Here is a 23848-nt window from a genome sequence, read left to right on the forward strand (position 1 = left end):
CGGTTTTGTTTTTGGAATGGCAATAGACAAGGGGCCTGCATCCATGGATATGAATTACGAGCAGATGATGAACAGTGCGGAGGCCTGGACTCCGATAGCCCTGGCCTACCTGGGCAATGCCGTGCTGGCGCTGTTGACCCTGCTGATCGGTTGGTGGGTGATCAACCTGTTCACCCGGCGCGTGGGCGGGATGTTGTCCACCAAGCATGTGGACAAGACGCTGCAGGGCTTCATCGGCAGCATGGTGAACATCATCCTGAAGATCCTGCTGATGGTCAGCGTGGCCTCGATGATCGGCATCCAGACCACCAGCTTCGTCGCCGCCATCGGTGCCGCCGGCCTGGCCATCGGCCTGGCGCTGCAGGGCAGCCTGTCGAACTTTGCCGGCGGTGTGCTGATCCTGCTGTTCCGCCCGTTCAAGATCGGCGACTGGATCGAAGCCCAGGGCGTGTCCGGCACCGTGGACAACATCATGATCTTCCACACCGTGCTGCGCACCGGTGACAACCGCACCGTGATCGTGCCCAACGGCGCGCTGTCCAACGGCATCATCACCAACACCTCGACCCAGACTACCCGCCAGGTGACCTTCGACGTGAAGCTGGCCTTCGACGCCGACCTCGATGGCGCCCGATCCATCCTCAAGGAGCTGGCGGACGATCCGCGCGTGCTCAAGTCGCCGGCGCCGGTGGTGGTGGTCGCGGGCCTGGGCGAGAACTCGGTGACCCTGTCGCTGCGCCTGTGGACCGCCAACTCCGACTACTGGGGCGTCACCTTCATGCTCAACGAGCAGGTGCGCCTGCGTCTGCGCGATTCCGGCATCGACCTGGCGCCGAACAAGGTGGTGCGCGTGGTCAAGGGCGAAGAGGACTCCGTCCTGGCGGACTGATCCCGCCCCGCAGGAACGAAAAAGGCCGGCATTTGCCGGCCTTTTTCATGGGCGCTGATCCATTAACCAGGATCAGTGACGTTCGGCGCTGGGGTGCTGCGCTGGCGCCTCCGTGGCTTCCTCGGCTGCGCCGTTGGTGATGTCGTTCTTGCGGCGCAGCCACAGCCAGCCGATCAGCAGCAGCGTCGGCACGCCGAGCAGGGCGGTGACGAAGAAGAAACGCTCGTAGCCCATGCTCTCGACCATGCTGCCGGAGTAGCCACCGATGAAGCGCGGCAGCAACAGCATGGTGGAGCTGAGCATGGCGTACTGGGTCGCGGAGAACTTCAGGTTGGTCAGGCTCGACAGGTAGGCGACGAAGGCCGAGGTGGCGAGGCCGCCGCTGAAGTTGTCGAGCATGATCGTCACCACCAGCATGGTGACGTGGGGTTCCAGCACCTTGAGCAGGGCGAAGACGTTCTGCCCCATCAGGTGCGGGTCGTCGATCGCGCCCATCTGCGCCAGCATGGCGAACAGCAGGTTGGTCCCGGCAGAGGCCGCGCCGCCGATGAAGAGGATCGGCAGAATGCTGAAGCGGGCGATCAGTACGCCGCCGGCTGCAGCACCCACCAGGGTCATGACCACGCCGAACAGCTTGCTGACGGTGGCGATGGTGTCCTTGGAGAAGCCCATGTCGATGTAGAACACGCTGGCCATGGTGCCCATGACGGTGTCGGACATGCGGTAGGTGGAGATCAGTCCGAGCAGCAGCAGCGCCTGCCAGCGGTAGCGGCGGACGAACTCGGTGATCGGCGTCAGCACCGGCGCCATCAGCAGGCGTCCCGGGGCGGAAATACAGCTCAGGGCGATCAGCAGGTACAGGAGGGCGAGCCACCACTTGCCGGCTTCGGCCATGTTGATGAAGGCGGTGCCGGTGACCAGCAGGATGATCAGCACGATCACCGAGACGGCCTGGTGGACGAAGTCGAACTGCGGCAGGCCGCGCCCGTGCACCGCCAGCAGCAGTGGGCGGCGTACCTTCGACAGCAGCTCGCGGACCGGGCGGATCTGCCGGCGGCCGTGGGGGGTCATGCAGATGCCGATGAAGATTCCGTACAGTGCGGCTCGTGGCCAGGCCTGGGCGGTCAGGGCGGTGAGCATGGCCGGCACGGAGATCAGCAGCACCAGCAGGGTCAGCACCGAGAGCAACTGGTGATTAAAGGCGAAGGCCGAGCTGCCGGCCTGCGGCTGCACGTTGACCGGCGGCTCTTTCATCAGCAGCGTGGTGATCAGGCCGGGCAGGATCGCCAGCGAGCAAACCGCGTAGGTCAGTGCCCAGGCCGACTGGCTGTAATGCAGGGCGCTGGAGCCGGCCCACTCGGCGAGGAACAGCACGCCGGCGGTGGCGAACAGCACGGCGACCCGGTAGCCGGTCATGTAGCACGCGGCCAGCGCGGCCTGGCGGGTGTTCTCGGCGATTTCCAGGCGGTAGGCGTCGATGGCGATGTCCTGGGTGGCCGAGGCGAAGGCCACCACCATCGCCAGGGCGATCAGCCAGTTCAGGTGTGATTGCGGGTTGCACAGGGCCATGCCGAGCAGGCCGATGGCGATCAGCCCCTGGGAGAACACCAGCCAGGAGCGACGGCGACCCAGGCGGCCGATGAAGGGCAGGCGCCACTGGTCGAGCATGGGCGACCACACCCACTTGAAGGCGTACACCAGCCCGATCCAGCTGGCGAATCCGATGGTTTCCCGAGCGACACCCGCTTCACGCAACCACACCGAGAGGGTGGAGAGCACCAGCATGTAGGGCAGGCCGGCGGCGAAACCCAGCAGCAAAAGCGCGAGGCTGGCGGGAGACTTGTAGGCAATCCATGCCTCGCGCCAGGAATGCTCTTTCATGGGGGGTGTTTTCCAGCAGGACGAAAAATTACGCGAACTCTACTAGGACTGCTCGCCGCTAGGCCAGCCGTGCCGACGTATGTCCACCCGATCGTTATGGATTCTGACACCCTCGGCACGTAATCGTGCGCGCTGTTCGTTACCCGAAACCGTGCCGACGGGCAGGCTGATGCGCCCCCCTGCGGCGATCACCCGATGCCAGGGCAGGCGCGTTCCTTCGGGCAGTTGGCTGAGGATACGTCCTACAAGCCGTGCGGAACGTCCCAGGCCGGCGAGTCGCGCGACATCGCCATAGGTGATGACACAGCCTTCCGGCACCTGGGCGATGACCAGGAAAATCGCTTCGCGCCGTACCTGCAGGCTTTCCAGTCCGAGGTCAGTCACCGGTGCGCTGGCTGGGGGCTTGGGCTTGGGCATCGAATGCACCGCAATAGAGGGGCTGACGCTCAGGATATCGGCTGGTGCAGCCCTGGCAAGTCGGCTCATTTGTAAGACCCATCTGTCAGTCATTGTGAACTCCCTGCAACTGGGTCTGTCAGTCGTTGCTCTAGTGTCGGGTATCTGGATAATGCCCGGCTTTTTGCCCATTCAATCCAGTTGAATCCGACTCATGTTCCCCAGAACCCTGCTTACCGTCGCACTCGCATCCTGTTCCCTGTCCGCCCTCGCCGACACCGTCTGGTTGAAGAACGGTGACCGCCTCAGCGGCACCATCAAACTCTATGACGGCGGCAGGCTGCTGCTGGCTACCGACTACGGCGGAGAAATCACGTTGAAGGCGGACAAGATCAAGACGCTGGAGACCGACCAGAACCTGCTGGTGAAGTACGACGAGGAAACCGGCGAGCACTCCAAGGGCCTGAAAGCGTCGGACCAGGGCAAGGTCACGCTCGTCAACGGCGAAGCGCGCACGGTGGAACTGGCGAAGATCGAGCAGATGATGCCGCCCAAGCCGATCCTCGAGGACTGGGTCTGGACCGGCAACGTCGACTTCTCCCTGGACCACAAGCAGGCGGAGAACGATGTCGAGGATTACGACATCGACTTCAAGACCAACGCCCGTCACGGCCGTTGGCGCCACAATCTGCAGGGCGAGTACAACCGCGAGAAGAAGGACGACCAGGTCAGCACCAACAATTACTCGGCGCAGTACGCGCTGGACCGCTTCCTCGACGAGCACTGGTTCTGGCAGGGCCAGGCGCAGTACAAGCGCGACTGGATCGAGGACCTGCAGAAGAAACGCACCGTCGGTACCGGCCCGGGCTACCAGTTCTGGGATAATGAGCTGGGGGCGTTCTCCCTGGCGACCCTGGTCAACCGCAACGACTACGAATTCGTCGACGACGAGAAATCCCACTTCTACAGCACCAGCCTGAAGTGGGACTACAACCGTTACCTGCTGGCCAAGCAGTTCGAGGTGTTCACCAACGGCGAAGTCAGCAAGCCGCTGGAGTCCAACGTGGAGTACGAGCTGGAGAGCGAGGCGGGCATCCGCTACAAGCTGACCTCCTGGGCGTCCCTCAGCCTGAAGGCCGAGTGGGACAAGCTCAGCGGCAACGACGGCGACGTCAACGAGCGCCGCTACACCCTGGGTCTGGGCGTCGGCTGGTAACACTTCACTTCGACTGGCTCCGCTCTACGAGAACGGCAATAAAAAGCCCCGCACCTGGCGGGGCTTTTTCATGGGCGGGCGGATTACAGACGCAGGCCGCCGTCCAGCTCCAGAACTCGGCCGGTGTAGTAGTCGTTCTCGAGGATGTAGGCCACCGAGTGGGCGATTTCCAGCGGCTTGCCCAGGCGCTTGAGCGGAATGCCGGAAGTCATCTTCTCCAGAGCCTCGGGCTTCATGCTGGCGACCATGTCGGTCTCGATGAAGCCGGGAGCCACGCCCGCCACGCGGATGCCGTAGCGCGCCAGTTCCTTCGCCCACACCACGGTGTCGGCGGCGACGCCGGCCTTGGCGGCGGAGTAGTTGGCCTGGCCCATGTTGCCGGCGCGGGAGATGGAGGAGATGTTGACGATCGCGCCTTCGTTCTTCAGCTCGATCATCTTCGCCGCCACTTCGCGGGTGCAGAGGAACACGCCGGTCAGGTTGACGTCGATCACGGCCTGCCACTGGGCCAGGCTCATCTTGCTCAGCTCGCCGTCCTTGACCTTGATGGTCAGGCCGTCACGCAGGATGCCTGCGTTGTTGACCAGGCCGTTGATGGCGCCGAAGTCGCTGGCGACCTGGGCCACCATGTGGGTAACCTGTTCTTCATTGGCCACGTTGCACAGATAGGCGCGGGCGTCACCGCCGGCGGCCTTGCAGGCAGTCACGGCTTCGTCCAGTTTTTCGGCATTGAGGTCAACCAGCGCGACGCGCGCGCCCTTGCCGGAGAGGTACTCGCCCATGGCGCGGCCCAGGCCCTGGCAGCCACCGGTGATGATGATGACCTTGTCTTTCAATTGCATCGGAACAACCCCACGAACAGTTTCTGGTGAAAGGCCCCGCCGGCAGCTGTGCACAGAGTCAGTCCTGCCCGTCCGTTTGCGACGGATTCTTTGCGAGGAGTCATAAGTTGAGCGTGAAAGCTGCCAAGCATGCCCGAGAACTGCTGCTCAAGGAATACCGCGGCGTCCTCTCCACCCACTCGAAGAAGTGGCCCGGATTCCCCTTCGGCTCCGTGGTGCCGTATTGCCTGGACGAGGCGGGCCGTCCGCTGATCCTGATCAGCCGCATTGCCCAGCACACCCATAACCTGCAGATGGATGGCAAATGCTCGCTGCTCATCGGCGAGCGCGGTGTCCACGACATCCAGGCCGCCGGCCGCCTGACCCTGCTGGCCGAGGCGCTGCTGATCGAAGACGTCGACGCCATCGCTGGCGCCGCCGAGCGCTACTACCGCTATTTCCCCGGTTCGCAGGACTACCACATCGTCCACGATTTCGATTTCTGGGTACTGGAACCGGTGCAGTGGCGTTACATCGGCGGCTTTGGCGATATCCACTGGCTGGGCGCCAACAGCGTGCCGCTGGCCAACCCCTTCGTCGGCGAGGCGGAAAAGAGCATGGTCGAGCACATGAACAGCGACCACGCCAATGCCATCGAGCACTACGTCGAACTGGCCGGGTTGACCGCCGGCAAGGACCCGCAGCTGGCGGGAATTGATACTGAAGGTTTCCACCTGCGCATCGGCCAGGGTCTGCACTGGCTGCCGTTCCCGGCGCCCTGCGGCAACGCTGGCGCGGTGCGCCAGGCGCTGGTGCAGCTGGCCAAGGCGGAGGTCTGGCCGGGCAACGAAGTGATCCAGGCCTGATCCATCCCTTGGCTTATCCCTTGAAATTGGAATGGGGCGTCGCCACCTAGCTTTCTACCCGGGCAATGACCCCGCCAAGGATTCATCGATGCGAGTTCCCCTGTTTCTGATTCTTCTGTTCCCGCTGATCGAGCTGGCCGTGATGATCAAGGTCGGCAGCGTGATCGGCGTGGGCTGGACCCTGCTGCTGATCATCGCCGGCGCCTTCATCGGCGCTGCGGTGCTGCGCGTGGCCGGCGTCGCCACCGCGCTGCGTGCCCGCGAGCGCCTGAACCGCGGCGAGCTGCCCGAGCAGGAAATGCTCGAAGGTCTGGTCATCGCCCTGGGCGGTGGCCTGCTGATGCTGCCGGGCTTCATCAGCGACATCGTCGGCCTGTTCTGCCTGATCCCCTTCACCCGTCGCCTGATGCTTGGCCGCGTGCGCCAGCGCATGCAGGAGCAGGCTGAGCGCCGCCGCGCCTTCGCTGACGATCCGGCCGCCCAGCACCGCAGCGGCCCCAGCGTGATCGAGGGCGAATACCAGCGCCGCGAGGAAGATCGCGACCGCCTGCGTTGAGCGTCGGGCGGTTTCGCTCGCCTGAAGCACCCGCCGTTAGCAAAAATTTTTTCGTCACACACTTGAAATGCCTTGTAGCGACCTTATGTACCGGTCACCGCAAGGTCCCTGTCACACGGACAGGCTGCTCTTTACGCGTCTCGCCAGCCGGGACGCAAACCGGCACCGCCGGATTCAATAAAACCTGCCGGGCATCGATCCGGCCGTTGGAAATCACAGTTTGGGAGAGTTACGACTATGAAGCTTCGTCCTCTGCATGACCGCGTCGTCATCCGTCGCAGCGAGGAAGAGACCAAGACCGCAGGCGGCATCGTGCTGCCGGGTTCCGCCGCCGAGAAGCCGAACCGCGGTGAAGTGGTCGCTGTTGGTGCCGGCCGTGTCCTGGACAACGGCGAAGTTCGCGCTCTGGCCGTGAAGGTCGGTGACAAGGTGGTCTTCGGTCCGTACTCCGGCAGCAACGCCATCAAGGTCGACGGCGAAGAACTGCTGGTGATGGGCGAGTCCGAGATCCTCGCCGTCCTGGAAGACTGATTTCAGTCCGTCCACTCCCCACCGAATTCGATTTAGAGGAAACAGAACATGGCTGCCAAAGAAGTTAAGTTCGGCGATTCCGCTCGCAAGAAAATGCTGGTCGGCGTAAACGTCCTGGCCGACGCTGTAAAAGCGACCCTGGGCCCGAAAGGCCGTAACGTCATCCTGGACAAGAGCTTCGGCGCTCCGACCATCACCAAGGACGGCGTCTCCGTCGCCAAGGAAATCGAACTCAAAGACAAGTTCGAGAACATGGGCGCCCAGCTGGTGAAAGACGTTGCCTCCAAAGCCAACGACGCTGCCGGTGACGGCACCACCACCGCTACCGTTCTGGCCCAGGCCATCGTCAACGAAGGCCTGAAGGCCGTCGCTGCCGGCATGAACCCGATGGACCTGAAGCGCGGCATCGACAAGGCGACCATCGCCATCGTTGCCCAGCTCAAGGAGCAGGCCAAGCCCTGCGCCGACACCAAGGCCATCGCCCAGGTAGGCACCATCTCCGCCAACTCCGACGACTCCATCGGCAACATCATTGCCGAAGCCATGGACAAGGTCGGTAAAGAAGGCGTGATCACCGTTGAAGAAGGCTCGGGCCTGGAAAACGAACTGTCCGTCGTAGAAGGCATGCAGTTCGACCGTGGCTACCTGTCCCCCTACTTCATCAACAAGCCGGACACCATGGTGGCCGAGCTCGACGGCCCGCTGCTGCTGCTGGTCGACAAGAAGATCTCCAACATCCGCGAAATGCTGCCGGTCCTGGAAGCCGTTGCCAAAGCCGGCCGTCCGCTGCTGATCGTGGCTGAAGACGTCGAAGGCGAAGCCCTGGCTACCCTGGTCGTCAACAACATGCGTGGCATCGTCAAGGTCGCAGCCGTCAAGGCTCCGGGCTTCGGAGACCGCCGCAAGGCCATGCTGCAGGACATCGCCATCCTGACCGGCGGTACCGTCATCTCCGAAGAAGTCGGTCTGAGCCTGGAAGGCGCCACCCTGGAGCACCTGGGTAACGCCAAGCGCGTGGTTCTGAGCAAAGAAAACACCACCATCATCGATGGCGCTGGCGCTCAAGCCGACATCGAAGCTCGCGTCCTGCAGATCCGCAAGCAGGTCGAAGAGACTTCCTCCGACTACGACCGTGAGAAGCTGCAAGAGCGTCTGGCCAAGCTGGCTGGCGGTGTTGCCGTGATCAAGGTTGGCGCTGCCACCGAAGTCGAGATGAAAGAGAAGAAAGCCCGCGTTGAAGACGCCCTGCACGCTACCCGCGCTGCTGTGGAAGAAGGCGTGGTTCCTGGCGGCGGTGTCGCTCTGGTTCGTGCTCTGCAAGCCATCGAAGGCCTGAAGGGCGACAACGAAGACCAGAACGTCGGTATCGCTCTGCTGCGTCGCGCCGTTGAAGCTCCGCTGCGCCAGATCGTTGCCAACTCCGGCGACGAGCCGAGCGTAGTGGTCGACAAGGTCAAGCAGGGTTCGGGTAACTTCGGCTACAACGCTGCTACCGGTGTGTACGGCGACATGATCGAGATGGGTATCCTCGATCCGGCCAAGGTCACCCGTTCGGCTCTGCAAGCCGCTGCTTCCATCGGCGGCCTGATGGTCACCACCGAGGCCATGGTTGCCGAAGTGGCTGACGACAAGGCTGCTCCGGCCATGCCGGACATGGGCGGCATGGGTGGCATGGGCGGCATGATGTAAGCCACTCGGCACCTGCTGTAAGAAAAAGCCCCGCCTAGGCGGGGCTTTTTCATGGGCGTCGGATATGCCAGACTGCGCCGCAGGAGATGGCATTCCTCCTTCAACCGCCCTTGTGGCTGATGATGCCTACGCATAGACCTGGAAAGGCGCGTAGGCGCTCGCCTGCAGCCTGTCCAAAACACCTTCCCCAGGACAGGACCATGTGGAAACCCATTCTCGCCGTCTCCCTCGGAGCCGCCCTCGGCGCACTGCTGCGCTGGGTGCTCGGGCTCAAACTCAATACCCTCCTGCCATCCATGCCGCCGGGCACGGTGGTCGCCAACCTGGTCGGCGGCTACATCATCGGCGCGGCCATCGCCTTCTTCGCCAACTCCCCCGGCCTGGCGCCAGAATGGCGATTGCTGATCATCACCGGCTTCTGCGGTGGCCTCACCACCTTCTCCACCTTCTCCGCCGAAGTCGTCGTACTGCTGCAGCAGGGGCGGCTGGCCTGGGCAATGGGTACGGTTGCCACGCACCTCGCTGGTTCGCTGTTGATGACCCTGGCCGGGCTCTGGTCGGTGCACGCGCTGATGGGCCGCTAGGCCGTCCAGCCAAGAGAAAGGCCGCGAGGCCTTCGGGAGAAAGACATGAACGGCTACCAGTTGAAGTTCTTCACCCAGCAGGACCGCAAACACGCCGGCTTGCCGCTGGCTCAATGGCTGCTGGAGGAGGCGCGCCGGCAAGGCGTACGCGGCGCCACCCTGATGACTGCGAGCGAAGGCTTCGGCAAGACCGGGCGCATTCACTACGCGCATTTCTTCGAGCTGGCCGACCAGCCGCAGGAAGTCACCATGGCAGTGAGCGAGGAAGAGTCCGGGCGCATCTTCGAAGTGATCCGTCAGGCGGGTGTGAAGCTGTTCTACGTGAAGACGCCGATCGAATTTGGTGTGACGGGCGAGGGCGACTGAAGCCGCGCCGGAGGGCTCATTCGACCTGCCGCACGGGCAATCGGCAAGTTGAATGTGAAAATTCCGTCAAAGCCGCTTAAGTTCTATTTAAGCTGGTTAGGCTAACGTGCATTGCGTTCGAGGAGAGCATATGCGCATTTTGTTGGTTGAAGACAATCGGGACATCCTGGCCAATATGGCCGACTACCTGGGCCTGAAGGGCTACACGGTGGATTGTGCCCAGGACGGCCTGTCCGGATTGCACCTCGCGGCGACATCCCATTACGACCTGATCGTACTGGACGTGATGCTGCCGGGGCTGGACGGTTTCACCCTGTGCCGCCGCCTGCGCGAAGACGCGCGCCGCGACACCCCGGTGATCATGCTTACCGCCCGCGATCAGCTGGACGACCGCCTGCAGGGCTTTCGTTCCGGCGCCGACGATTACCTGCTCAAGCCCTTCGCGCTCTCCGAGCTGGCCGCTCGCATCGAAGCGGTGCTGCGCCGCAGCCAGGGCGGCGGTCGCCGCGAGCTGCAGGTCGCCGACCTGAGCTACAACCTCGACACCCTCGAAGTGAACCGCGCCGGCAAGCCGCTCAAGCTCAACCCCATCGGCCTCAAGCTGCTGGCAGTGCTGATGCAGAAGAGCCCGCACGTGGTGCGCCGCGACGTGCTCGAGGAAGCCGTCTGGGGCGATGACTGCCCCGACAGCGACAGCCTGCGCAGCCACGTTCACCAGTTGCGTCAGGTGATCGACAAGCCTTTCGCATCCTCCCTGCTGCACACCGTGCATGGCGTCGGCTACAAGCTGGCGGAGGAAGCGCATGGAGTATAAGCAGAGCCTTTCCCGACGGATTGTCTTTGCCTTCGTACTCATGACCGCCGCCGTTGGCGGCCTGTTTTCGGTGGGAATCGTCGGCGTCGTTCATATCGTCGAAGAGCGCCTGATCTCCCGCGACCTGGGCGGCGAACTGGACCGCATCATCAATGAGGACCTGGGCAACGGCCAGGCTCCGAAACTCGATCCCGGCATGCGTTTCTTCATCAGTGATGGCGCGGGCGTCTATGCCATGCCGCCGGCGCTGCGCCGACTGGATGAAGGCTTCCACGAAGTCTTCGACGGCGAATTGTCCTTCCATGCACTGGCGCGCGACGTCGATGGTCGCCGCTTCGTCCTGCTGCAGGACCAGAGCGACTTCGAGGCGCGCGAGCAGATCCTCTACGCCGCCGTGGTCACCGGTTATGTGCTCAGCCTGGCCCTGTCCGGGGTGCTGGGCTGGCTGCTGGCGCGCAAGGTCATGGAGCCGGTGTCGCGCCTGGCGCGCCAGGTCCGCCACCGCGACCAGTTGCTGGAACTGGCGCCGCCGATGTCGCCGGACTATGCCAACGACGAGGTGGGCGAGTTGGCGGCGGCCTTCGATTACGCCATGGGACGGCTGCACGACGTGCTGACCCGGGAGAAGCTCTTTACCAGCGATGTCAGCCATGAATTGCGCACGCCGCTGATGGTGATCGCCACCAGCTGCGAACTGCTGGCCGAAGAGCCGGGGCTCACCCCGCGGTCGCGTGCTCAGTTGGCGCGGATGAACAGCGCCTGCGAGGAGATGCGTGATCTGGTGCAGACCTTCCTGATGCTGGCGCGAGCCCAGCGCAAGGATATGGCCATCGTGTCCCAGGCCGGCTTGCGGACGATCGGCGACGAGTTGGTCGCACAGTGGCGCGGGCCTATCGAAGCGAAGGGCCTGACCCTGGAATACAACGTCAGCCAGGAGATACCCGGGCAGTTTAACGCGCCTTTCCTGCGTTCGGTGATGAGCAATTTATTGCGCAATGCCATGCATTACACCGAAAGCGGCAGCATCCGCTTACAACTTGGACCGAACGGATTCTGGGTCGAAGACACCGGCGCCGGCATCCCGGAAGAACAGCGCGAGCGCGTCTTCCAGCCTTTCGTGCGCGGCCAGAACCCGCGTGGTGAGGGGCTTGGGCTGGGGTTGTCGCTGGTCAAGCGGATCTGCGCCTCCGAAGGCTGGGACGTCACGCTGCGTCCGGCCGAGCCCCATGGCTGTCGCTTCGAAGTTCGCCTAGCCGTCGTTTGACAAAAACTTCACAAGTGCATGACCCGGCTGTGACAGGCTGGTTCGTATCGTTCGCCCTGAATTCGGGAAAGGTAAATATCCGATGACTGATAAACCCGTCGACCTGGAGTTCTCCCAAAAGTACGACCGCCAGCACGCAGAGCGTTACCTGCGCAAGCACCAGGCCGGACTCTCCCGGAAACTTTCCCATTGGCGTGATGTCCAAGTCGCCCGCCAGGCACTCAAGCTGGCGGGGCAGCCCAATCTGGTTCTCGACCTGCCGTGCGGCGCCGGGCGCTTCTGGCCGATGCTGGCGGAAAAGGAGAACCGGGTGATCATCGGGGCGGACAATTCCCCCGACATGATCGCCGTGGCCTGCGCCGGTCAACCGAATGAGGTTGTAAAACGCGTCCGACCTTTGCAGACTTCCGCGTTTGCCATTGATCTGCCCGACAACGCCGTCGATAGCATCTTCTCGATGCGCCTGATGCACCATATCGGCGAAACTGAAGATCGTTTGACGATGTTGCGCGAATTTCACCGCGTAACCCGCGATTCGGTGATCCTGTCGATGTGGGTCGATGGCAACTTCAAGTCCTGGAAACGTGCTCGCGCCGAGTCGAATCGCAAGAAACACGCCTACCAGAACCGCTTCGTGATTCCCGCCAAGACCATCGAGGCGGAGTTCCGCCAGGCTGGTTTCAAGGTCCAGGATCATATTGATTTCGTCCCGCTCATCCATATGTGGCGGGTCTACATTCTGCGTAAGGAGTGATGGATGGCCGTTGATCTGGCTTCGCTGCAGCAAATTTCCGGTGAGAACGCCATCGACCGTTGGCTCCAGGTGCCCGGCAAATGGGTCGAGGAACCCAACCGTCGGCGCGGCGGCGAAAGCGGCGTGCAGCGAGTCCTGACCTCCGACGGCCGGATGCTCTATCGCAAGCAGCAGATGGGCCACATCTATCGTGACCTGCTGCATCCCTTCGGCTACCCCACTGCCATCCGCGAGCGCAATGCGCTGAAAGCCGCCGAAGCGTTGGGCGTGAAAGTGCCGACCCTGGTCTACGCCGGCTGCCGCAAGGTGGAAGGCGAATGGCAGGCCCTGCTGGTCACCGAGTCACTGGACGGTTTCAGCAGCCTGGAAGACTGCTACGCCCGTGGCGACCAGGAGCGCTGGGGCGAAGCCCTGCACCAAAGAATTCTGCAACATTACGGTAGTACCCTTGCAAAGCTTAACGCCGGCCGTTGGCAGCATGGCTGCCTCTACCTGAAGCACGTCTTCGTGAAGATGGACGGCGACAAGATCGAAGTGGCCCTGATTGACATGGAAAAAGCCCGCCAGCGCTTCAGCGCCCAGCGCGCCGCCCGTCACGATCTTCGCCAGGTAAAACGCCGCTCGTCGTGGACAGAGGCGCAATGGCAGGCCTTTGTCTATGGTTACCAAGCGGCGTTTGGCAGCGCCATCAAAGGGTTGCAGACATGAAGTTAGAAATTACGCGAGGTTTGCTCCTCATCGGCGCGCTCGGGGTGGCGACCCTGGCGGCGGCGGCCTGGCATGAGCCTGGGCCTTCGGTCATTTCCGGAAGAGGCGGCCTGGACAGCTGCCCGATGCCGCCCAACCTGCGCGCCAAGCAACAGGACATCCGTCCGGATGACGACCTGCTGCTTTTCCTGTTCGGGATGTCGCAGAGCAAAGCACGCTGATTTCTGATTCCAACTCAAAACCCTGCCTCGGCGGGGTTTTTTGTGGGCGACGGGTTTAGACTGCCGATTCAAGCCTGCAATGAGATGAGCATGAGCGACAGCGCATTTTCCCGGCGGATCGTGCAGAACCTGCTGGATACCGACTTCTACAAGCTGAGCATGATGCAGGCGGTGCTGCACAATTATCCCAACGCCGAAGTCGAGTGGGAGTTCCGCTGCCGCAACGAAGAGGACCTGCGCGATTACCTCGACCCGCTGCGCGAGCAGATCGAGCAACTGTCGGAGCTTTCCTTCGCACCGCAGGACCTGGCTTTCCTCGAGCGCATCCCCTTCTTCAAGCCCGACTTCATCCGCTTCCTCGGCCTGTTCCGCTTCAACCCCAGCTATGTGCAGCTGGGTGTGGAGAACGAGGAACTGTTCCTGCGCCTGAAAGGCCCCTGGCTGCACGTGATTCTCTTCGAGGTGCCGCTGCTGGCGATCATCAGCGAAGTGCGCAATCGCCAGCGCCATCCGGGTACGACGCTGACGATGGTCCGCGAGCGCCTGCAGGAGAAGTTCGACTGGCTGCGCAAGGAGGCCAGCGCCGAAGAGCTGGCTGGCTTCAAGATGGCCGACTTCGGCACCCGTCGGCGCTTCTCCTATCCGGTGCAGGAAGCCGTAGTACGCGATCTGCGCGACGGCTTCCCCGGCCATTTCGTCGGCACCAGCAACGTTCACCTGGCGCGCGAACTGGGTGTGAAACCGCTGGGCACCATGGCTCACGAGTGGTTGATGGCGCATCAGCAACTCGGCCCGCGGCTGATCGACAGCCAGGCCGCCGCGCTGGATGCCTGGGTTCGCGAGTATCGCGGGCAGTTGGGCATCGCGCTGACCGATTGCATCACCATGGAAGCCTTCCTGGCGGACTTCGACCTGTACTTCGCCAAGCTCTTCGACGGCCTGCGCCACGACTCGGGCGACCCGCTGGAGTGGGCGGAAAAGGCCATCCGGCATTACGAACACCTGGGCATCGACCCGCTGACCAAGACCCTGGTGTTCTCCGACGGCCTCAACCTGCCGCGTGCGCTGGAAATCTACCGGGCGCTGCGCGAGCGCATCGATATCAGCTTCGGCATTGGCACCCATTTCACCTGCGATGTGCCGGGTGTGCAGCCGATGAACATCGTGCTGAAGATGACTGCCTGCAACGGCCACCCGGTGGCGAAGATCTCCGATGCGCCGGGCAAGACCCAGTGCAAGGACGAGAACTTCCTGCACTACCTCAAGCACGTCTTCAAAGTACCGGGGTAGCCGATTGCGCGGCGCGCCGGGACGCGCCACTCTTGCTCAAGCAGTCAACGCGACAGGCCCTCTGGCGCGACAGGTCCACTGAAGGGGAACAACGGATGTCAGCCACCAACGAACTCATCATTGGCGCCGGGCCCGACGGGCAGCCGGTCGGCCAGTCCTGGAAACTCGCCAACCGCCACGGCCTGATCGCCGGCGCCACCGGCACCGGCAAGACAGTGACGCTGCAGCACCTCGCCGAATCCTTCAGCGACGCCGGCATCGCGGTATTCGCCGCTGACATCAAGGGTGACCTGTGCGGCATCGCCGCCGCGGGCAACCCACAGGGCAAGGTGGCCGAGCGCATCGCCAGCATGCCCTGGCTGAACCACAAGCCCCAGGCCTACCCGGTGAGCATCTGGGATGTGGCCGGGAAGACCGGTCATCCGCTGCGCACCACGCTGTCGGAGATGGGCCCGTTGCTGCTGGCCAACCTGCTGGAGCTGACCGAGAGCCAGCAGGCGGCGCTGTTCGCCGCGTTCAAGGTGGCCGACCGCGAAGGCCTGCTGCTGCTCGACCTGAAAGACCTCAAGGCGCTGCTCAACCACTTCAAGGAAAACCCGGACATCCTCGGCGAGGACCGCGCATTGTTCACCGGCGCCTCGTCCCAGGCGTTGCTGCGGCGCCTGGCGCTGCTGGAACAGCAGGGCGCCGAGGACTTCTTCGGCGAGCCGGCGCTGCAACTGGAGGACCTGCTGCGTCCCGAGCCTGACGGCCGTGGCCGCATCCACCTGCTGGACGCCAGCAAGCTGGTGCATGACGCACCCAAGGTCTATGCCACCTTCCTGCTCTGGCTGCTGGCCGAACTGTTCGAGCAATTGCCCGAGCGCGGCGACGCGGACAAGCCCATCCTCGCGCTGTTCTTCGACGAGGCGCATCTGCTGTTCAACGGCACGCCAAAGGCCCTGCAGGATCGCCTGGAGCAGGTAGTGCGGCTGATCCGCTCCAAGGGCGTGGGCGTCTACTTCGTTACCCAGTCGCCCGGCGACCTGCCGGACGACGTGCTGGCGCAACTGGGCCTGCGCATCCAGCACGGCCTGCGCGCGTTCACCGCCAAGGAACAGAAATCCCTGCGCGCGGTGGCCGATGGCTTCCGGCCCAACCCGGCGTTCGACACCCTGAAGGTGCTCACCGAATTGGGTATCGGCGAAGCGTTGGTAGGCACCCTGGAAGAGAAGGGCACGCCCGCGATGGTCCAGCGCGTGGCCGTGGCGCCGCCGCAGTCGCGTATCGGCCCGCTGACCGACGCCGAGCGCGCCGACGTCATCCGCCGTTCGCCGCTGGCCGGTCACTACGACCAGCCGATCGACCGCGAATCCGCCTACGAGAAACTGACCGGCCGCGCCGACAACAAGATGGCGCCGACCCAGGAGAAGGAAGAGAAGGGCGGCGGCACCGACTTTGGCGGGATGGCCGGCGAGATACTGGGTTCGCTGGCCAGTCAGGTGAGCAAGACGGTGGTGCGCCAGGCGGCTAACCAGATCGGTCGGCAACTGGTGCGCGGGTTGATGGGCGCGTTGCTGGGCGGTAGCAAGCGACGCTAAGACCGTAGGGCGGATAACGCGCCAGCGTTATCCGCCGTCGTGGTATGGCGGATAACCCGTTCCGGGTTATGCGCCCTACGTATTGATGGGCGGCAGCAAGCGATGCTGAGGTCTTCCCTGTAGGAGCCGGCCATGCCCGCGATCGCGAGCATGGCTCGCTCCTACAGGTGTACCCAATGAAAAAGGCGCCCGCAGGCGCCTTTTTCAATGCAGCGAAGATCAGATGCGGAAGCTGTCCACCAGGTGACGCAGGCGGCCAGCCTGGTTCTCCAGGTCGGCACAGGCGCGCAGGGTGGCCTGGAGGTTTTCCACGCCTTCCTGGTTCAGCGTGTTGATCTCGGTGATGTCCATGTTCAGTGAGTCGACCACGGCGGTCTGTTCCTCGGTGGCGGTGGCCACCGACTGGTTCATCGAGTCGATCTCGCCGATGCGGTGGGTCACGCTGGCCAGACGCTCGCCGGCGCGGTTGGCGATCTCCACGCTTTCCAGGCTGTAGCGCTGGCTCTCGGTCATGGTGTCCACGGCTTCGCGGGCGCCAATCTGCAGTTCCTCGATCATCTTCTGGATCTGCTGCGCCGATTCCTGGGCGCGGTGGGCGAGGTTGCGTACCTCGTCCGCCACTACGGCGAAGCCCCGACCGGCTTCACCGGCGCGGGCGGCTTCGATGGCGGCGTTCAGGGCCAGCAGGTTGGTCTGCTCGGAGATGCCCTTGATCACTTCCAGAATCTGCCCGATGTTCACCGTGCGGCTGTTCAGTGCTTCGATGTTGGCGCAGGCCGAGCTGATCTTGTCGGACAGCAGGTTCATCGCGCTGATGGTCTGCTCGACCACCTGACGCCCGTCACCGGCCTGGTGCGAGGCATCGGTGGCGTGGTGCGAGGCATCGGCGGCGTTGCGGGCGATTTCCTGGGCGGCGGCGCCCAGTTCATTGATCGCAGCCGCGACGCTGTTGGTGCGGTTGGATTGCTCGTCGGAATTGCTCATGGACGAGTTGGAGGCGTTCACCACCAGTTGCGAAACGTCGTGCAGCTGGCGCGCGGTGGAGGCCACCTCGCGGATGGACTCGTGGATACGTTCGACGAAGCGGTTGAAGGCATTGCCCAGCACGCCGAACTCGTCGTTGCTGGCGACCTTCAGGCGCTTGGTCAGGTCGCCTTCGCCCTGGGCGATGTCTTCCATCGCGCGGCCCATGGTGGTCAGCGGCTGCATCAGCACGCGGATCAGCATGCCCAGCAGGAGCAGGATGGCGACAATGGCAATCGCGGCGGCGACTATGGCCGAGGCGCGGAACTTGCTCAGCATGGCGTAGGCGGCGTCCTTGTCGATGGACAGGCCGATGTACCAGTTCACCGACGGCAGGCCCTTCACCTGGGTGAAGCTGAGGATGCGCTGGTGGCCGTTGAGTTCGGCCTCGCTGAAGCCGCTGCCGATCTTCGGCGTGTTCTGCGGGTAGACATCCGCCAGCGTCTTCATGATCTGGTTCTTGTCCGGGTGCACGAGGATCTTGCCGTCGCCGCTGACCAGGAAGGCGTAGCCCATGCCGCTGAAGTCCAGCGAGTTGATGATCTCCACCAGGGTCTGCAGGCCGAGGTCGCCGCCGACCACGCCGAGGGTCTTGCCGCCGGCGCGCGCGGGGGTGGCGACGGTCATGATCAGTTGCTGGGTGGCCGCGTCGATGTAGGGCTCGGTCAGCGTGGTGCCGCCGGCCGCGACGGCATCCTTGTACCAGGGGCGGGTGCGCGGGTCGTAACCGTCTGGCATGGCGCTGTTGGGGCGCATGGTGAAGGTGCCGTCTTCCTGGCCCAGGTAGGTGAAGTTGAAGGTCTTGCGCAGGGTGTCCTGCTCCAGCAGGCCGCTCAGGTGCTCGGGCGAACTGTCGCGGGCGAGGGTCTGGGCGGTGCTTTCGATCAGCAGCAGGCGGCCGCTCAGCCAGTTCTGGATGTTGCTGGCGCTGACGTCGCCCATCTCCCGCAGGTAATCCTCGAGGTCCTCGCGGATCGCATTGCGCTGCAGGTAGTCGTTGTAGAGGGTGAAGAGGGCGAATGCCGAGAAAACAACAAGAGAAGCGGCCAGGAGGATCTTATGGCTGAATTTCAGGCTCTTGATCATGCTGCGTCGAGTCCGGAGGTAGTGGGATGCCTGAACGGCGTTGGTCCGGGCGACAGATCCGGTGTCGCCGCAGAACGTCCGTCCCTGTGGTGTGAAACGGACGGCGCCGGCGCGGCGGATAGCCGTGCGGGCGTGGCCGGAAGTCCCTTGTGCCGGCGGTGACGACAGGCCCGGTTTGTTGGTGGGTATAAAAGGCCTTCACCCTTGATTTCGGCGTGCCCGAGGGAAGCTTGAAAGCGTCGGACGAACGGTAGGGATGGCTCTGTGGCGGGTGTTTCAGAGGTGATACAGGATCGGCGTTTACCTGTAGGAGCGGGCCATGCCCGCGATCGCGCGCATGGCGCGCTCCTACAGGTTGATGACGAGCTGGCGCCCAATGAAAAAGGCGCCCGAAGGCGCCTTTTCACTATTGCCGCGATCAGATGCGGAAGCTGTCCACCAGGTGGCGCAGGCGGCCGGCCTGGTTCTCCAGGTCGGCACAGGCACGCAGGGTGGCTTGCAGGTTTTCCACGCCTTCCTGGTTCAGCGTGTTGATCTCGGTGATGTCCATGTTCAGCGAGTCGACCACGGCGGTCTGTTCCTCGGTGGCGGTGGCCACCGACTGGTTCATCGAGTCGATCTCGCCGATGCGGTGGGTCACGCTGGCCAGGCGCTCGCCAGCGCGGTTGGCGATTTCCACGCTCTCCAGGCTGTAGCGCTGACTCTCGGTCATGGTGTCCACGGCTTCGCGGGCGCCGACCTGCAGTTCCTCGATCATCTTCTGGATTTCCTGCGCGGACTCCTGGGCGCGGTGGGCAAGGTTGCGCACCTCGTCCGCGACCACGGCGAAGCCACGGCCAGCTTCCCCGGCGCGGGCGGCTTCGATGGCGGCGTTCAGGGCCAGCAGGTTGGTCTGTTCGGAGATGCCCTTGATGACCTCCAGAATCTGGCCGATGTTTACCGTGCGGCTGTTCAGCGACTCGATGTTGGCGCAGGCGGAGCTGATCTTGTCGGAGAGCAGGTTCATCGCGCTGATGGTCTGCTCGACCACCTGGCGACCATCTCCAGCCTGATGCGAAGCGTCGGTGGCGTGGTGCGAGGCATCGGCGGCGTTGCGGGCGATTTCCTGGGCGGCAGCGCCCAGTTCATTGATCGCCGCGGCCACGCTGTTGGTGCGATTGGCCTGTTCGTCGGAGTTGCTCATGGACGAGTTGGAGGCGTTCACCACCAGCTGCGAGACGTCATGCAGGCTGCGCGCGGTGGAGGCCACTTCGCGGATGGATTCGTGGATACGCTCGACGAAGCGGTTGAAGGCGTTGGCCAGTACGCCGAATTCGTCGTTGCTGGCGACCTTAAGGCGCTTGGTCAGGTCGCCTTCGCCCTGAGCGATGTCCTGCATGGCGCGGCCCATGTCGGTCAGCGGCGCCATCAGCACGCGGATCAGCATGCCCAGCAGGAACAGGATGGCGACGATGGCGATGACGGTGGCGACGATGGCGGTGTTGCGGAAGTCGCTGAGCATCGCATAGGCGGAGTCCTTGTTGAGCACCAGCGCGACGTACCAGGTCACGCCCGGCAGGCCCTTCACCGGCGTCATGGAGACCAGTTGGTCCTCGCCATTGATGCTGACTTCCTGCACGCCCGGCTGCACCTTGGGTGCGCCCTGCTGGTAGACCTCGCCGAGGCTCTTGAAGATCAGGCTGCTGTCCGGGTGCAGGAGGATCTTGCCGGCATCGCTGACCAGGAAGGCATAGCCGTCGCCGTCGAACTTCAGCGAGTTGATGATCGCGGTGATGGTTTCCAGCTTCATGTCGCCGGCGGCCACGCCGACCAGTTGGCCATTGCGCATGACCGGCATCGACATGGCGAGGATCTGCTCGTTGGTGCCGGCGTCGAGGAAGGGTTCGGTGACGATCAGCCGGCCGGCGGCCACGGCGTCCTTGTACCAGCCACGGGTGCGCGGGTCGTAGCCGTCGGGCATCGGCGCGTAGGGGCGCATGGTGAACACGCCGCTGGCGGCTTCACCGAGGTAGACCGATTCGAAGTTCTTCTGGAACACCTGCTGCTCCAGTACGTGCTGGATGCGCTCGGGCGTCGGCTCGCCGTCGGCCAGTTGCGCAGCTTCCGCTTCCACCAGCTGGATGCGACCTTCCAGCCAGCTCTGGATATTGCTGGCGGTCAGGCTGCCGACCTCGGAGAGGTAGGATTCGGTGTCGGAGTGGATGGCCTCGCGCTGGCGCAGATCGTTGAAGAAGATGAAACAGGCGAAGGCGAAGGTGACTACGAGGGAGGCCGCCAGGAGAATCTTCCTGGAGAAGGACAGCGAACGAAGCATCGGTAAAGCATCCTGCTGTAAAACGGGTTTGAGCAGGCTGTATCGGCAGGGCTGGCTGGAACTTTAGAAAAACTTTTCGCAGGCACAAGAACAAGTTCCCGTGCAAGTGCACGGGAACTTTGAATTAGATAGAACGGAATTGGCTGGAGCGCGGCTATCTTTTATTTCGCTTTCGCAACTTCTGTCTGGATAGTGGTCATGATCGCACCCAGATCGGTTCCGATCAGGGCTGCACCGGTGATAACCACCACCGAGATCAGGCCCGCAATTACCGCATACTCGATCGCTGTTGCCCCTTCCTTGTCGGCCGCGAATGCCTTGGCCATGCAGAACAGTTTCAGGGACAGGTTTTTTATTTTCAGGTCCATCGCGGGTGCTCCCTCGAATACCACCGGGGCGGCGCCCCGACTTCATCGTCAGGCTAGGCGTCGTATGGCTGAATGCAATTGTTCAAATAGCGCTAATACCAAAGTTATAACCCTCTCGGCATATAAATAATTGCAGATCGTAAATTTAACCGGCGTGGTTGACGCTCTAAACACAGCTACTAGATTCAGCCATGGCACAACTAAAAACTGATTATGAGGAATGGTTCTTATCGAACTTCCTCGCCTGGCCGAAACAACAATAAAGGTCTGAAGGACAAACCCCGGTGCTGCCGGTAACGGACTTCATACGACAAGGCCGCGGACCCTCCGGTCCGCTTTTCCGAGATTGCCCAAGGATGTGGTCATGAATAGCAAGGTGCTGATGGTTTTCGCCGGGCTGTTGCTGGTGTGCGCCGGTGTGGTGGGGTATCTCGGACTCAAGGTCGGCAAGCCGGCCGCGCCGGTTGCCGGTGTGGTGCAGGAGGTCGCGCCGGCGGCAATGGCCGAAGCCGACAAGCTGCAGCGCACCGCTGTGGTGGTGGCCGCCCGTGACCTGCCGCCCCTGGCAGTGATCGGCAAGGACGATGTCAGCGTGGAAATGCTGCGCACCGCTCCCGCCGGCAGCTTTCCCAAGCCCGAAGCCGTGATCGGCCAGCGCGTCTGGGTCGCCGTTCCTGCGGGCAATATCCTCACCTCCGCCGTGACCGAGCCAGGCGGCCCATTGGCCCGCACCATCCGGCCGGACGAGCGCGCCATGGCGATTGCCGTGGACGAGGTCATCGGTGGCGGCGGCTTCGTGCTCCCCGGCGACTACGTCGACGTCATGCTCTTCGTCCAGGACCAGCAGAGCACCGAGCGCAGCCTCAGCGCCCAGGTGGTGCTGCCCGGTGTGCGGGTGCTGACCTACGGCGAGCAGATCGCCGTTTCCACCGACGGCCAGGCGCGCAACGCCGGCGACCCCAAGGACAAGACACCCAAACCGCCGCGCACTGCCGTGCTGGCAGTGCCCGCCGAAGCCGCATCACGCCTGATGCTCGCCAGCCAGGCCGGTTCCCTGCGCCTGGCGGTGCGCAGCAAGGACGAGAACCTCTACGAGAAGGAGCAGCAGGGCCGCTATATCCAGGCCTCGCTCGGCTCCGCCGTCAGCCAGCCGATCACCCTCGAACAACTCATCGGCAAGCCGCGCCAGGCGCCGGCCCCCGCCGTGCGCCAGGTCTCCGCCCCGCAGGTCGATGCCGGCGTGGTGGTCTACCGAGGCACCACCGTTACCCGTGAAGCACATTGAGCAAGGAGTGCATCGATGTCCAAGCGCTTCATCCTTCCCCTGGTCGCCATGCTGGCTTGCGCCGTTCACTCCGCGGCGCAGGCCGTACCGAGCGCGTGCGCAGGCTTTGCTGACCAGCAACTGAATCTCGATGTCGAGCAGGGCGCCCAGCGTGACCAACAGCTGCCGGTGCCGATCAAGCGCCTGGCCATCGGCGACCCGAACATCGCCGACGTACAAGTGCTCGACAAGCGCGACTTCCTCGTCACCGGCAAGGCCGAAGGCCTGACCAGCCTGCTGATCTGGACCGCCTGCAGTGACCAGCCGATGCGCACCGTCGTGCACGTTGGTGCGCGTGCGGTGGGCGATGTGGCCGGGGCTATCGGCGCCAGCGCCGGCAGCCTGCCCAACCAGGTGCAGACCGATATCCGCTTCGTCGAAGTCAGCCGCAGCAAGCTCAAGCAGGCGAGCACGTCACTGGTGCGGCGCGGTTCCAACTTCTTTGGTATCGGTTCGCCGGGAAGCGCTGGCGGTATATCCGGAAACATATCCGACGTCCTTCAAAACGGTGCGCGCGATCTCGTCAACGGAACCGGGGGTGGTATCGAATCCACGCTCAATAGCGGCTTCAACATCATCTGGGGCGGTGGCAGCAGCAAGTGGCTGGGCTTCATCAACGCCCTGGAAGGCAGCGGTTTCGCCTACACCCTGGCGCGCCCCAGCCTGGTGGCTACCAGCGGGCAGACGGCCTCGTTCCTGGCCGGTGGCGAGTTCCCGATTCCGGTGCCCAATGGCGATAACAACAACATCACCATCGAGTACAAGGAGTTCGGCGTGCGCCTGACCCTGACCCCGACGGTGATGAACGACAAGCGCATCGCCCTGAAGGTCGCCCCGGAGGTCAGCGAACTGGACTTCTCCAGCGGCATCCGCACCAACGACATCGCCGTGCCCGCGCTGACCGTGCGGCGCACCGACACCAGCGTGATGCTGGCCGACGGCGAGAGCTTCGTGATCAGCGGGCTGATCAGCAGCAGCACCATCAGCAACATCGACAAGTTCCCCTTCCTCGGCAGCATCCCGGTGATCGGCGCACTGTTCCGATCTTCGAACCTGGATAAGGACGACCGTGAACTGCTGATGATCGTCACCCCGCACCTGGTACAGCCGCTGGCCGTCAATGCCGCGCTGCCCAAGCTTCCTGGCGAAGGACTGCGCGACTACGACCCGAGCTTCGGCGAGTTCTACTTCTTAGAGGACGGGCGCTTCGACAAGCGCAAGGCCAGCAGCGGGATGTCGCACTGATGGATACCTACGAAGCGCTGACCCGCCAGAGAGCGGGAGGCAAGGCAAAGCAAGGGAGCACG

At 63.5% G+C, this 23848-nt stretch carries 23 protein-coding genes and 1 riboswitch; of the genes, 17 read left to right on the forward strand and 6 right to left on the reverse strand.

The genetic code is table 11. From position 1 onward, the window contains the following. Positions 1-43 precede the first annotated feature (43 nt). Positions 44-889, forward strand: coding sequence for a mechanosensitive ion channel family protein (locus tag ABKS89_RS05950; protein WP_138212324.1), 846 nt, complete (start codon positions 44-46; stop codon positions 887-889). Between the two features lie 72 nt (positions 890-961). Here the strand turns inward: ABKS89_RS05950 and ABKS89_RS05955 are convergent, their stop codons facing one another. Next, entirely contained in the window at positions 962-2770 is a 1809-nt protein-coding gene (locus ABKS89_RS05955; protein ID WP_348588025.1) for an AmpG family muropeptide MFS transporter, read from the reverse strand. Between the two features lie 42 nt (positions 2771-2812). Further along, entirely contained in the window at positions 2813-3187 is a 375-nt protein-coding gene (locus ABKS89_RS05960) for an MGMT family protein (protein WP_192290640.1), read from the reverse strand. A 193-nt stretch (positions 3188-3380) separates the two neighbouring features. On the opposite strand from ABKS89_RS05960, the gene ABKS89_RS05965 reads away from it, so the two are divergent. Then, positions 3381-4382, forward strand: a complete 1002-nt coding sequence (locus ABKS89_RS05965) for a DUF481 domain-containing protein (RefSeq protein WP_138212326.1) — start codon at positions 3381-3383, stop codon at positions 4380-4382. Between the two features lie 83 nt (positions 4383-4465). On the opposite strand, the gene ABKS89_RS05970 is transcribed toward ABKS89_RS05965, so the two are convergent. After that, complete coding sequence (locus ABKS89_RS05970; protein WP_138212327.1) at positions 4466-5224, reverse strand: SDR family oxidoreductase; 759 nt, start codon at positions 5222-5224, stop codon at positions 4466-4468. Between the two features lie 107 nt (positions 5225-5331). On the opposite strand from ABKS89_RS05970, the gene ABKS89_RS05975 reads away from it, so the two are divergent. From ABKS89_RS05975 to ABKS89_RS06035, 13 genes are all read left to right on the forward strand, one after another. Continuing rightward, positions 5332-6069: a HugZ family pyridoxamine 5'-phosphate oxidase gene (locus ABKS89_RS05975; protein ID WP_348588024.1), complete on the forward strand. Its 738-nt coding sequence runs from the start codon at positions 5332-5334 to the stop codon at positions 6067-6069. An 88-nt stretch (positions 6070-6157) separates the two neighbouring features. Further along, complete coding sequence (locus tag ABKS89_RS05980) at positions 6158-6625, forward strand: FxsA family protein (protein WP_138212329.1); 468 nt, start codon at positions 6158-6160, stop codon at positions 6623-6625. A gap of 237 nt (positions 6626-6862) precedes the next feature. Beyond that, on the forward strand, positions 6863-7156 hold the full coding sequence (locus ABKS89_RS05985; RefSeq protein WP_009617968.1) for a co-chaperone GroES: 294 nt from the start codon (positions 6863-6865) through the stop codon (positions 7154-7156). 48 nt (positions 7157-7204) lie between these two features. Beyond that, entirely contained in the window at positions 7205-8845 is a 1641-nt protein-coding gene (groL, locus tag ABKS89_RS05990) for a chaperonin GroEL (RefSeq protein WP_138212330.1), read from the forward strand. A gap of 73 nt (positions 8846-8918) precedes the next feature. Then, positions 8919-8981, forward strand: a riboswitch (Fluoride riboswitch). A gap of 64 nt (positions 8982-9045) precedes the next feature. Next, positions 9046-9429, forward strand: a complete 384-nt coding sequence (gene crcB, locus ABKS89_RS05995; RefSeq protein ID WP_081517512.1) for a fluoride efflux transporter CrcB — start codon at positions 9046-9048, stop codon at positions 9427-9429. A gap of 45 nt (positions 9430-9474) precedes the next feature. Beyond that, positions 9475-9795 carry a putative PII-like signaling protein gene (locus tag ABKS89_RS06000; RefSeq protein WP_348588023.1) on the forward strand — a complete coding sequence of 107 codons (321 nt, stop codon included), beginning with the start codon at positions 9475-9477 and terminating at the stop codon, positions 9793-9795. A 130-nt stretch (positions 9796-9925) separates the two neighbouring features. Continuing rightward, complete coding sequence (locus tag ABKS89_RS06005; RefSeq protein ID WP_081517514.1) at positions 9926-10609, forward strand: response regulator transcription factor; 684 nt, start codon at positions 9926-9928, stop codon at positions 10607-10609. Further along, positions 10599-11873, forward strand: a complete 1275-nt coding sequence (locus ABKS89_RS06010) for a sensor histidine kinase (protein WP_138212332.1) — start codon at positions 10599-10601, stop codon at positions 11871-11873. The genes ABKS89_RS06005 and ABKS89_RS06010 overlap by 11 nt, the downstream gene beginning before the upstream one ends. 82 nt (positions 11874-11955) lie before the next feature. Beyond that, positions 11956-12627, forward strand: a complete 672-nt coding sequence (locus ABKS89_RS06015; RefSeq protein WP_138212333.1) for a class I SAM-dependent methyltransferase — start codon at positions 11956-11958, stop codon at positions 12625-12627. Positions 12628-12630: 3 nt separating this feature from the next. Then, a complete protein-coding gene (locus ABKS89_RS06020) occupies positions 12631-13335 on the forward strand; it encodes a lipopolysaccharide kinase InaA family protein (protein WP_138212334.1) in 705 nt (234 codons plus the stop codon). Beyond that, the gene (locus tag ABKS89_RS06025) at positions 13332-13556 is read left to right on the forward strand and encodes a hypothetical protein (RefSeq protein WP_192289921.1); all 225 of its coding nucleotides are present in this window, start codon (positions 13332-13334) and stop codon (positions 13554-13556) included. Before ABKS89_RS06020 ends, ABKS89_RS06025 begins: the two co-directional genes overlap by 4 nt. Positions 13557-13646: 90 nt before the next feature. Then, positions 13647-14846, forward strand: coding sequence for a nicotinate phosphoribosyltransferase (gene pncB / locus ABKS89_RS06030; protein WP_138212336.1), 1200 nt, complete (start codon positions 13647-13649; stop codon positions 14844-14846). A gap of 95 nt (positions 14847-14941) precedes the next feature. Beyond that, positions 14942-16426 carry a helicase HerA-like domain-containing protein gene (locus ABKS89_RS06035; RefSeq protein WP_138212337.1) on the forward strand — a complete coding sequence of 495 codons (1485 nt, stop codon included), beginning with the start codon at positions 14942-14944 and terminating at the stop codon, positions 16424-16426. A 219-nt stretch (positions 16427-16645) separates the two neighbouring features. Here the strand turns inward: ABKS89_RS06035 and ABKS89_RS06040 are convergent, their stop codons facing one another. The 3 genes from ABKS89_RS06040 to ABKS89_RS06050 all read right to left on the reverse strand — a co-directional run bounded on the left by ABKS89_RS06040 (position 16646) and on the right by ABKS89_RS06050 (position 21205). Further along, positions 16646-18535: a methyl-accepting chemotaxis protein gene (locus ABKS89_RS06040; RefSeq protein WP_348588022.1), complete on the reverse strand. Its 1890-nt coding sequence runs from the start codon at positions 18533-18535 to the stop codon at positions 16646-16648. A 418-nt stretch (positions 18536-18953) separates the two neighbouring features. Next, complete coding sequence (locus ABKS89_RS06045; protein WP_138212339.1) at positions 18954-20849, reverse strand: methyl-accepting chemotaxis protein; 1896 nt, start codon at positions 20847-20849, stop codon at positions 18954-18956. Between the two features lie 161 nt (positions 20850-21010). Further along, positions 21011-21205, reverse strand: coding sequence for a Flp family type IVb pilin (locus ABKS89_RS06050; protein ID WP_138212932.1), 195 nt, complete (start codon positions 21203-21205; stop codon positions 21011-21013). 376 nt (positions 21206-21581) lie between these two features. Here ABKS89_RS06050 and cpaB point away from each other — a divergent pair, with 376 nt between their 5' ends. Together cpaB and ABKS89_RS06060 are read left to right on the forward strand one after the other, a co-directional pair. Further along, positions 21582-22502, forward strand: a complete 921-nt coding sequence (gene cpaB / locus ABKS89_RS06055) for a Flp pilus assembly protein CpaB (protein WP_138212340.1) — start codon at positions 21582-21584, stop codon at positions 22500-22502. A 15-nt stretch (positions 22503-22517) separates the two neighbouring features. Next, positions 22518-23786 (forward strand): type II and III secretion system protein family protein, encoded by a 1269-nt coding sequence (locus ABKS89_RS06060; RefSeq protein ID WP_348588021.1) that lies wholly within the window; start codon positions 22518-22520, stop codon positions 23784-23786. Positions 23787-23848: the final 62 nt, after the last annotated feature.

This window comes from Pseudomonas sp. LABIM340 (assembly GCF_040017195.2).
Classification (GTDB): domain Bacteria; phylum Pseudomonadota; class Gammaproteobacteria; order Pseudomonadales; family Pseudomonadaceae; genus Pseudomonas.

What these genes read in the sequence shown, in the direction of transcription:
- ABKS89_RS05950 (WP_138212324.1), top strand. Translation starts at nt 44, where the DNA reads ATGGATATGAATTACGAGCAGATGATGAACAGTGCGGAGGCCTGGACT.
- ABKS89_RS05955 (WP_348588025.1), bottom strand. Translation starts at nt 2,770, where the DNA reads ATGAAAGAGCATTCCTGGCGCGAGGCATGGATTGCCTACAAGTCTCCC.
- ABKS89_RS05960 (WP_192290640.1), bottom strand. Translation starts at nt 3,187, where the DNA reads ATGCCCAAGCCCAAGCCCCCAGCCAGCGCACCGGTGACTGACCTCGGA.
- ABKS89_RS05965 (WP_138212326.1), top strand. Translation starts at nt 3,381, where the DNA reads ATGTTCCCCAGAACCCTGCTTACCGTCGCACTCGCATCCTGTTCCCTG.
- ABKS89_RS05970 (WP_138212327.1), bottom strand. Translation starts at nt 5,224, where the DNA reads ATGCAATTGAAAGACAAGGTCATCATCATCACCGGTGGCTGCCAGGGC.
- ABKS89_RS05980 (WP_138212329.1), top strand. Translation starts at nt 6,158, where the DNA reads ATGCGAGTTCCCCTGTTTCTGATTCTTCTGTTCCCGCTGATCGAGCTG.
- ABKS89_RS05985 (WP_009617968.1), top strand. Translation starts at nt 6,863, where the DNA reads ATGAAGCTTCGTCCTCTGCATGACCGCGTCGTCATCCGTCGCAGCGAG.
- groL (WP_138212330.1), top strand. Translation starts at nt 7,205, where the DNA reads ATGGCTGCCAAAGAAGTTAAGTTCGGCGATTCCGCTCGCAAGAAAATG.
- crcB (WP_081517512.1), top strand. Translation starts at nt 9,046, where the DNA reads ATGTGGAAACCCATTCTCGCCGTCTCCCTCGGAGCCGCCCTCGGCGCA.
- ABKS89_RS06000 (WP_348588023.1), top strand. Translation starts at nt 9,475, where the DNA reads ATGAACGGCTACCAGTTGAAGTTCTTCACCCAGCAGGACCGCAAACAC.
- ABKS89_RS06005 (WP_081517514.1), top strand. Translation starts at nt 9,926, where the DNA reads ATGCGCATTTTGTTGGTTGAAGACAATCGGGACATCCTGGCCAATATG.
- ABKS89_RS06010 (WP_138212332.1), top strand. Translation starts at nt 10,599, where the DNA reads ATGGAGTATAAGCAGAGCCTTTCCCGACGGATTGTCTTTGCCTTCGTA.
- ABKS89_RS06015 (WP_138212333.1), top strand. Translation starts at nt 11,956, where the DNA reads ATGACTGATAAACCCGTCGACCTGGAGTTCTCCCAAAAGTACGACCGC.
- ABKS89_RS06020 (WP_138212334.1), top strand. Translation starts at nt 12,631, where the DNA reads ATGGCCGTTGATCTGGCTTCGCTGCAGCAAATTTCCGGTGAGAACGCC.
- ABKS89_RS06025 (WP_192289921.1), top strand. Translation starts at nt 13,332, where the DNA reads ATGAAGTTAGAAATTACGCGAGGTTTGCTCCTCATCGGCGCGCTCGGG.
- pncB (WP_138212336.1), top strand. Translation starts at nt 13,647, where the DNA reads ATGAGCGACAGCGCATTTTCCCGGCGGATCGTGCAGAACCTGCTGGAT.
- ABKS89_RS06035 (WP_138212337.1), top strand. Translation starts at nt 14,942, where the DNA reads ATGTCAGCCACCAACGAACTCATCATTGGCGCCGGGCCCGACGGGCAG.
- ABKS89_RS06040 (WP_348588022.1), bottom strand. Translation starts at nt 18,535, where the DNA reads ATGATCAAGAGCCTGAAATTCAGCCATAAGATCCTCCTGGCCGCTTCT.
- ABKS89_RS06045 (WP_138212339.1), bottom strand. Translation starts at nt 20,849, where the DNA reads ATGCTTCGTTCGCTGTCCTTCTCCAGGAAGATTCTCCTGGCGGCCTCC.
- cpaB (WP_138212340.1), top strand. Translation starts at nt 21,582, where the DNA reads ATGAATAGCAAGGTGCTGATGGTTTTCGCCGGGCTGTTGCTGGTGTGC.
- ABKS89_RS06060 (WP_348588021.1), top strand. Translation starts at nt 22,518, where the DNA reads ATGTCCAAGCGCTTCATCCTTCCCCTGGTCGCCATGCTGGCTTGCGCC.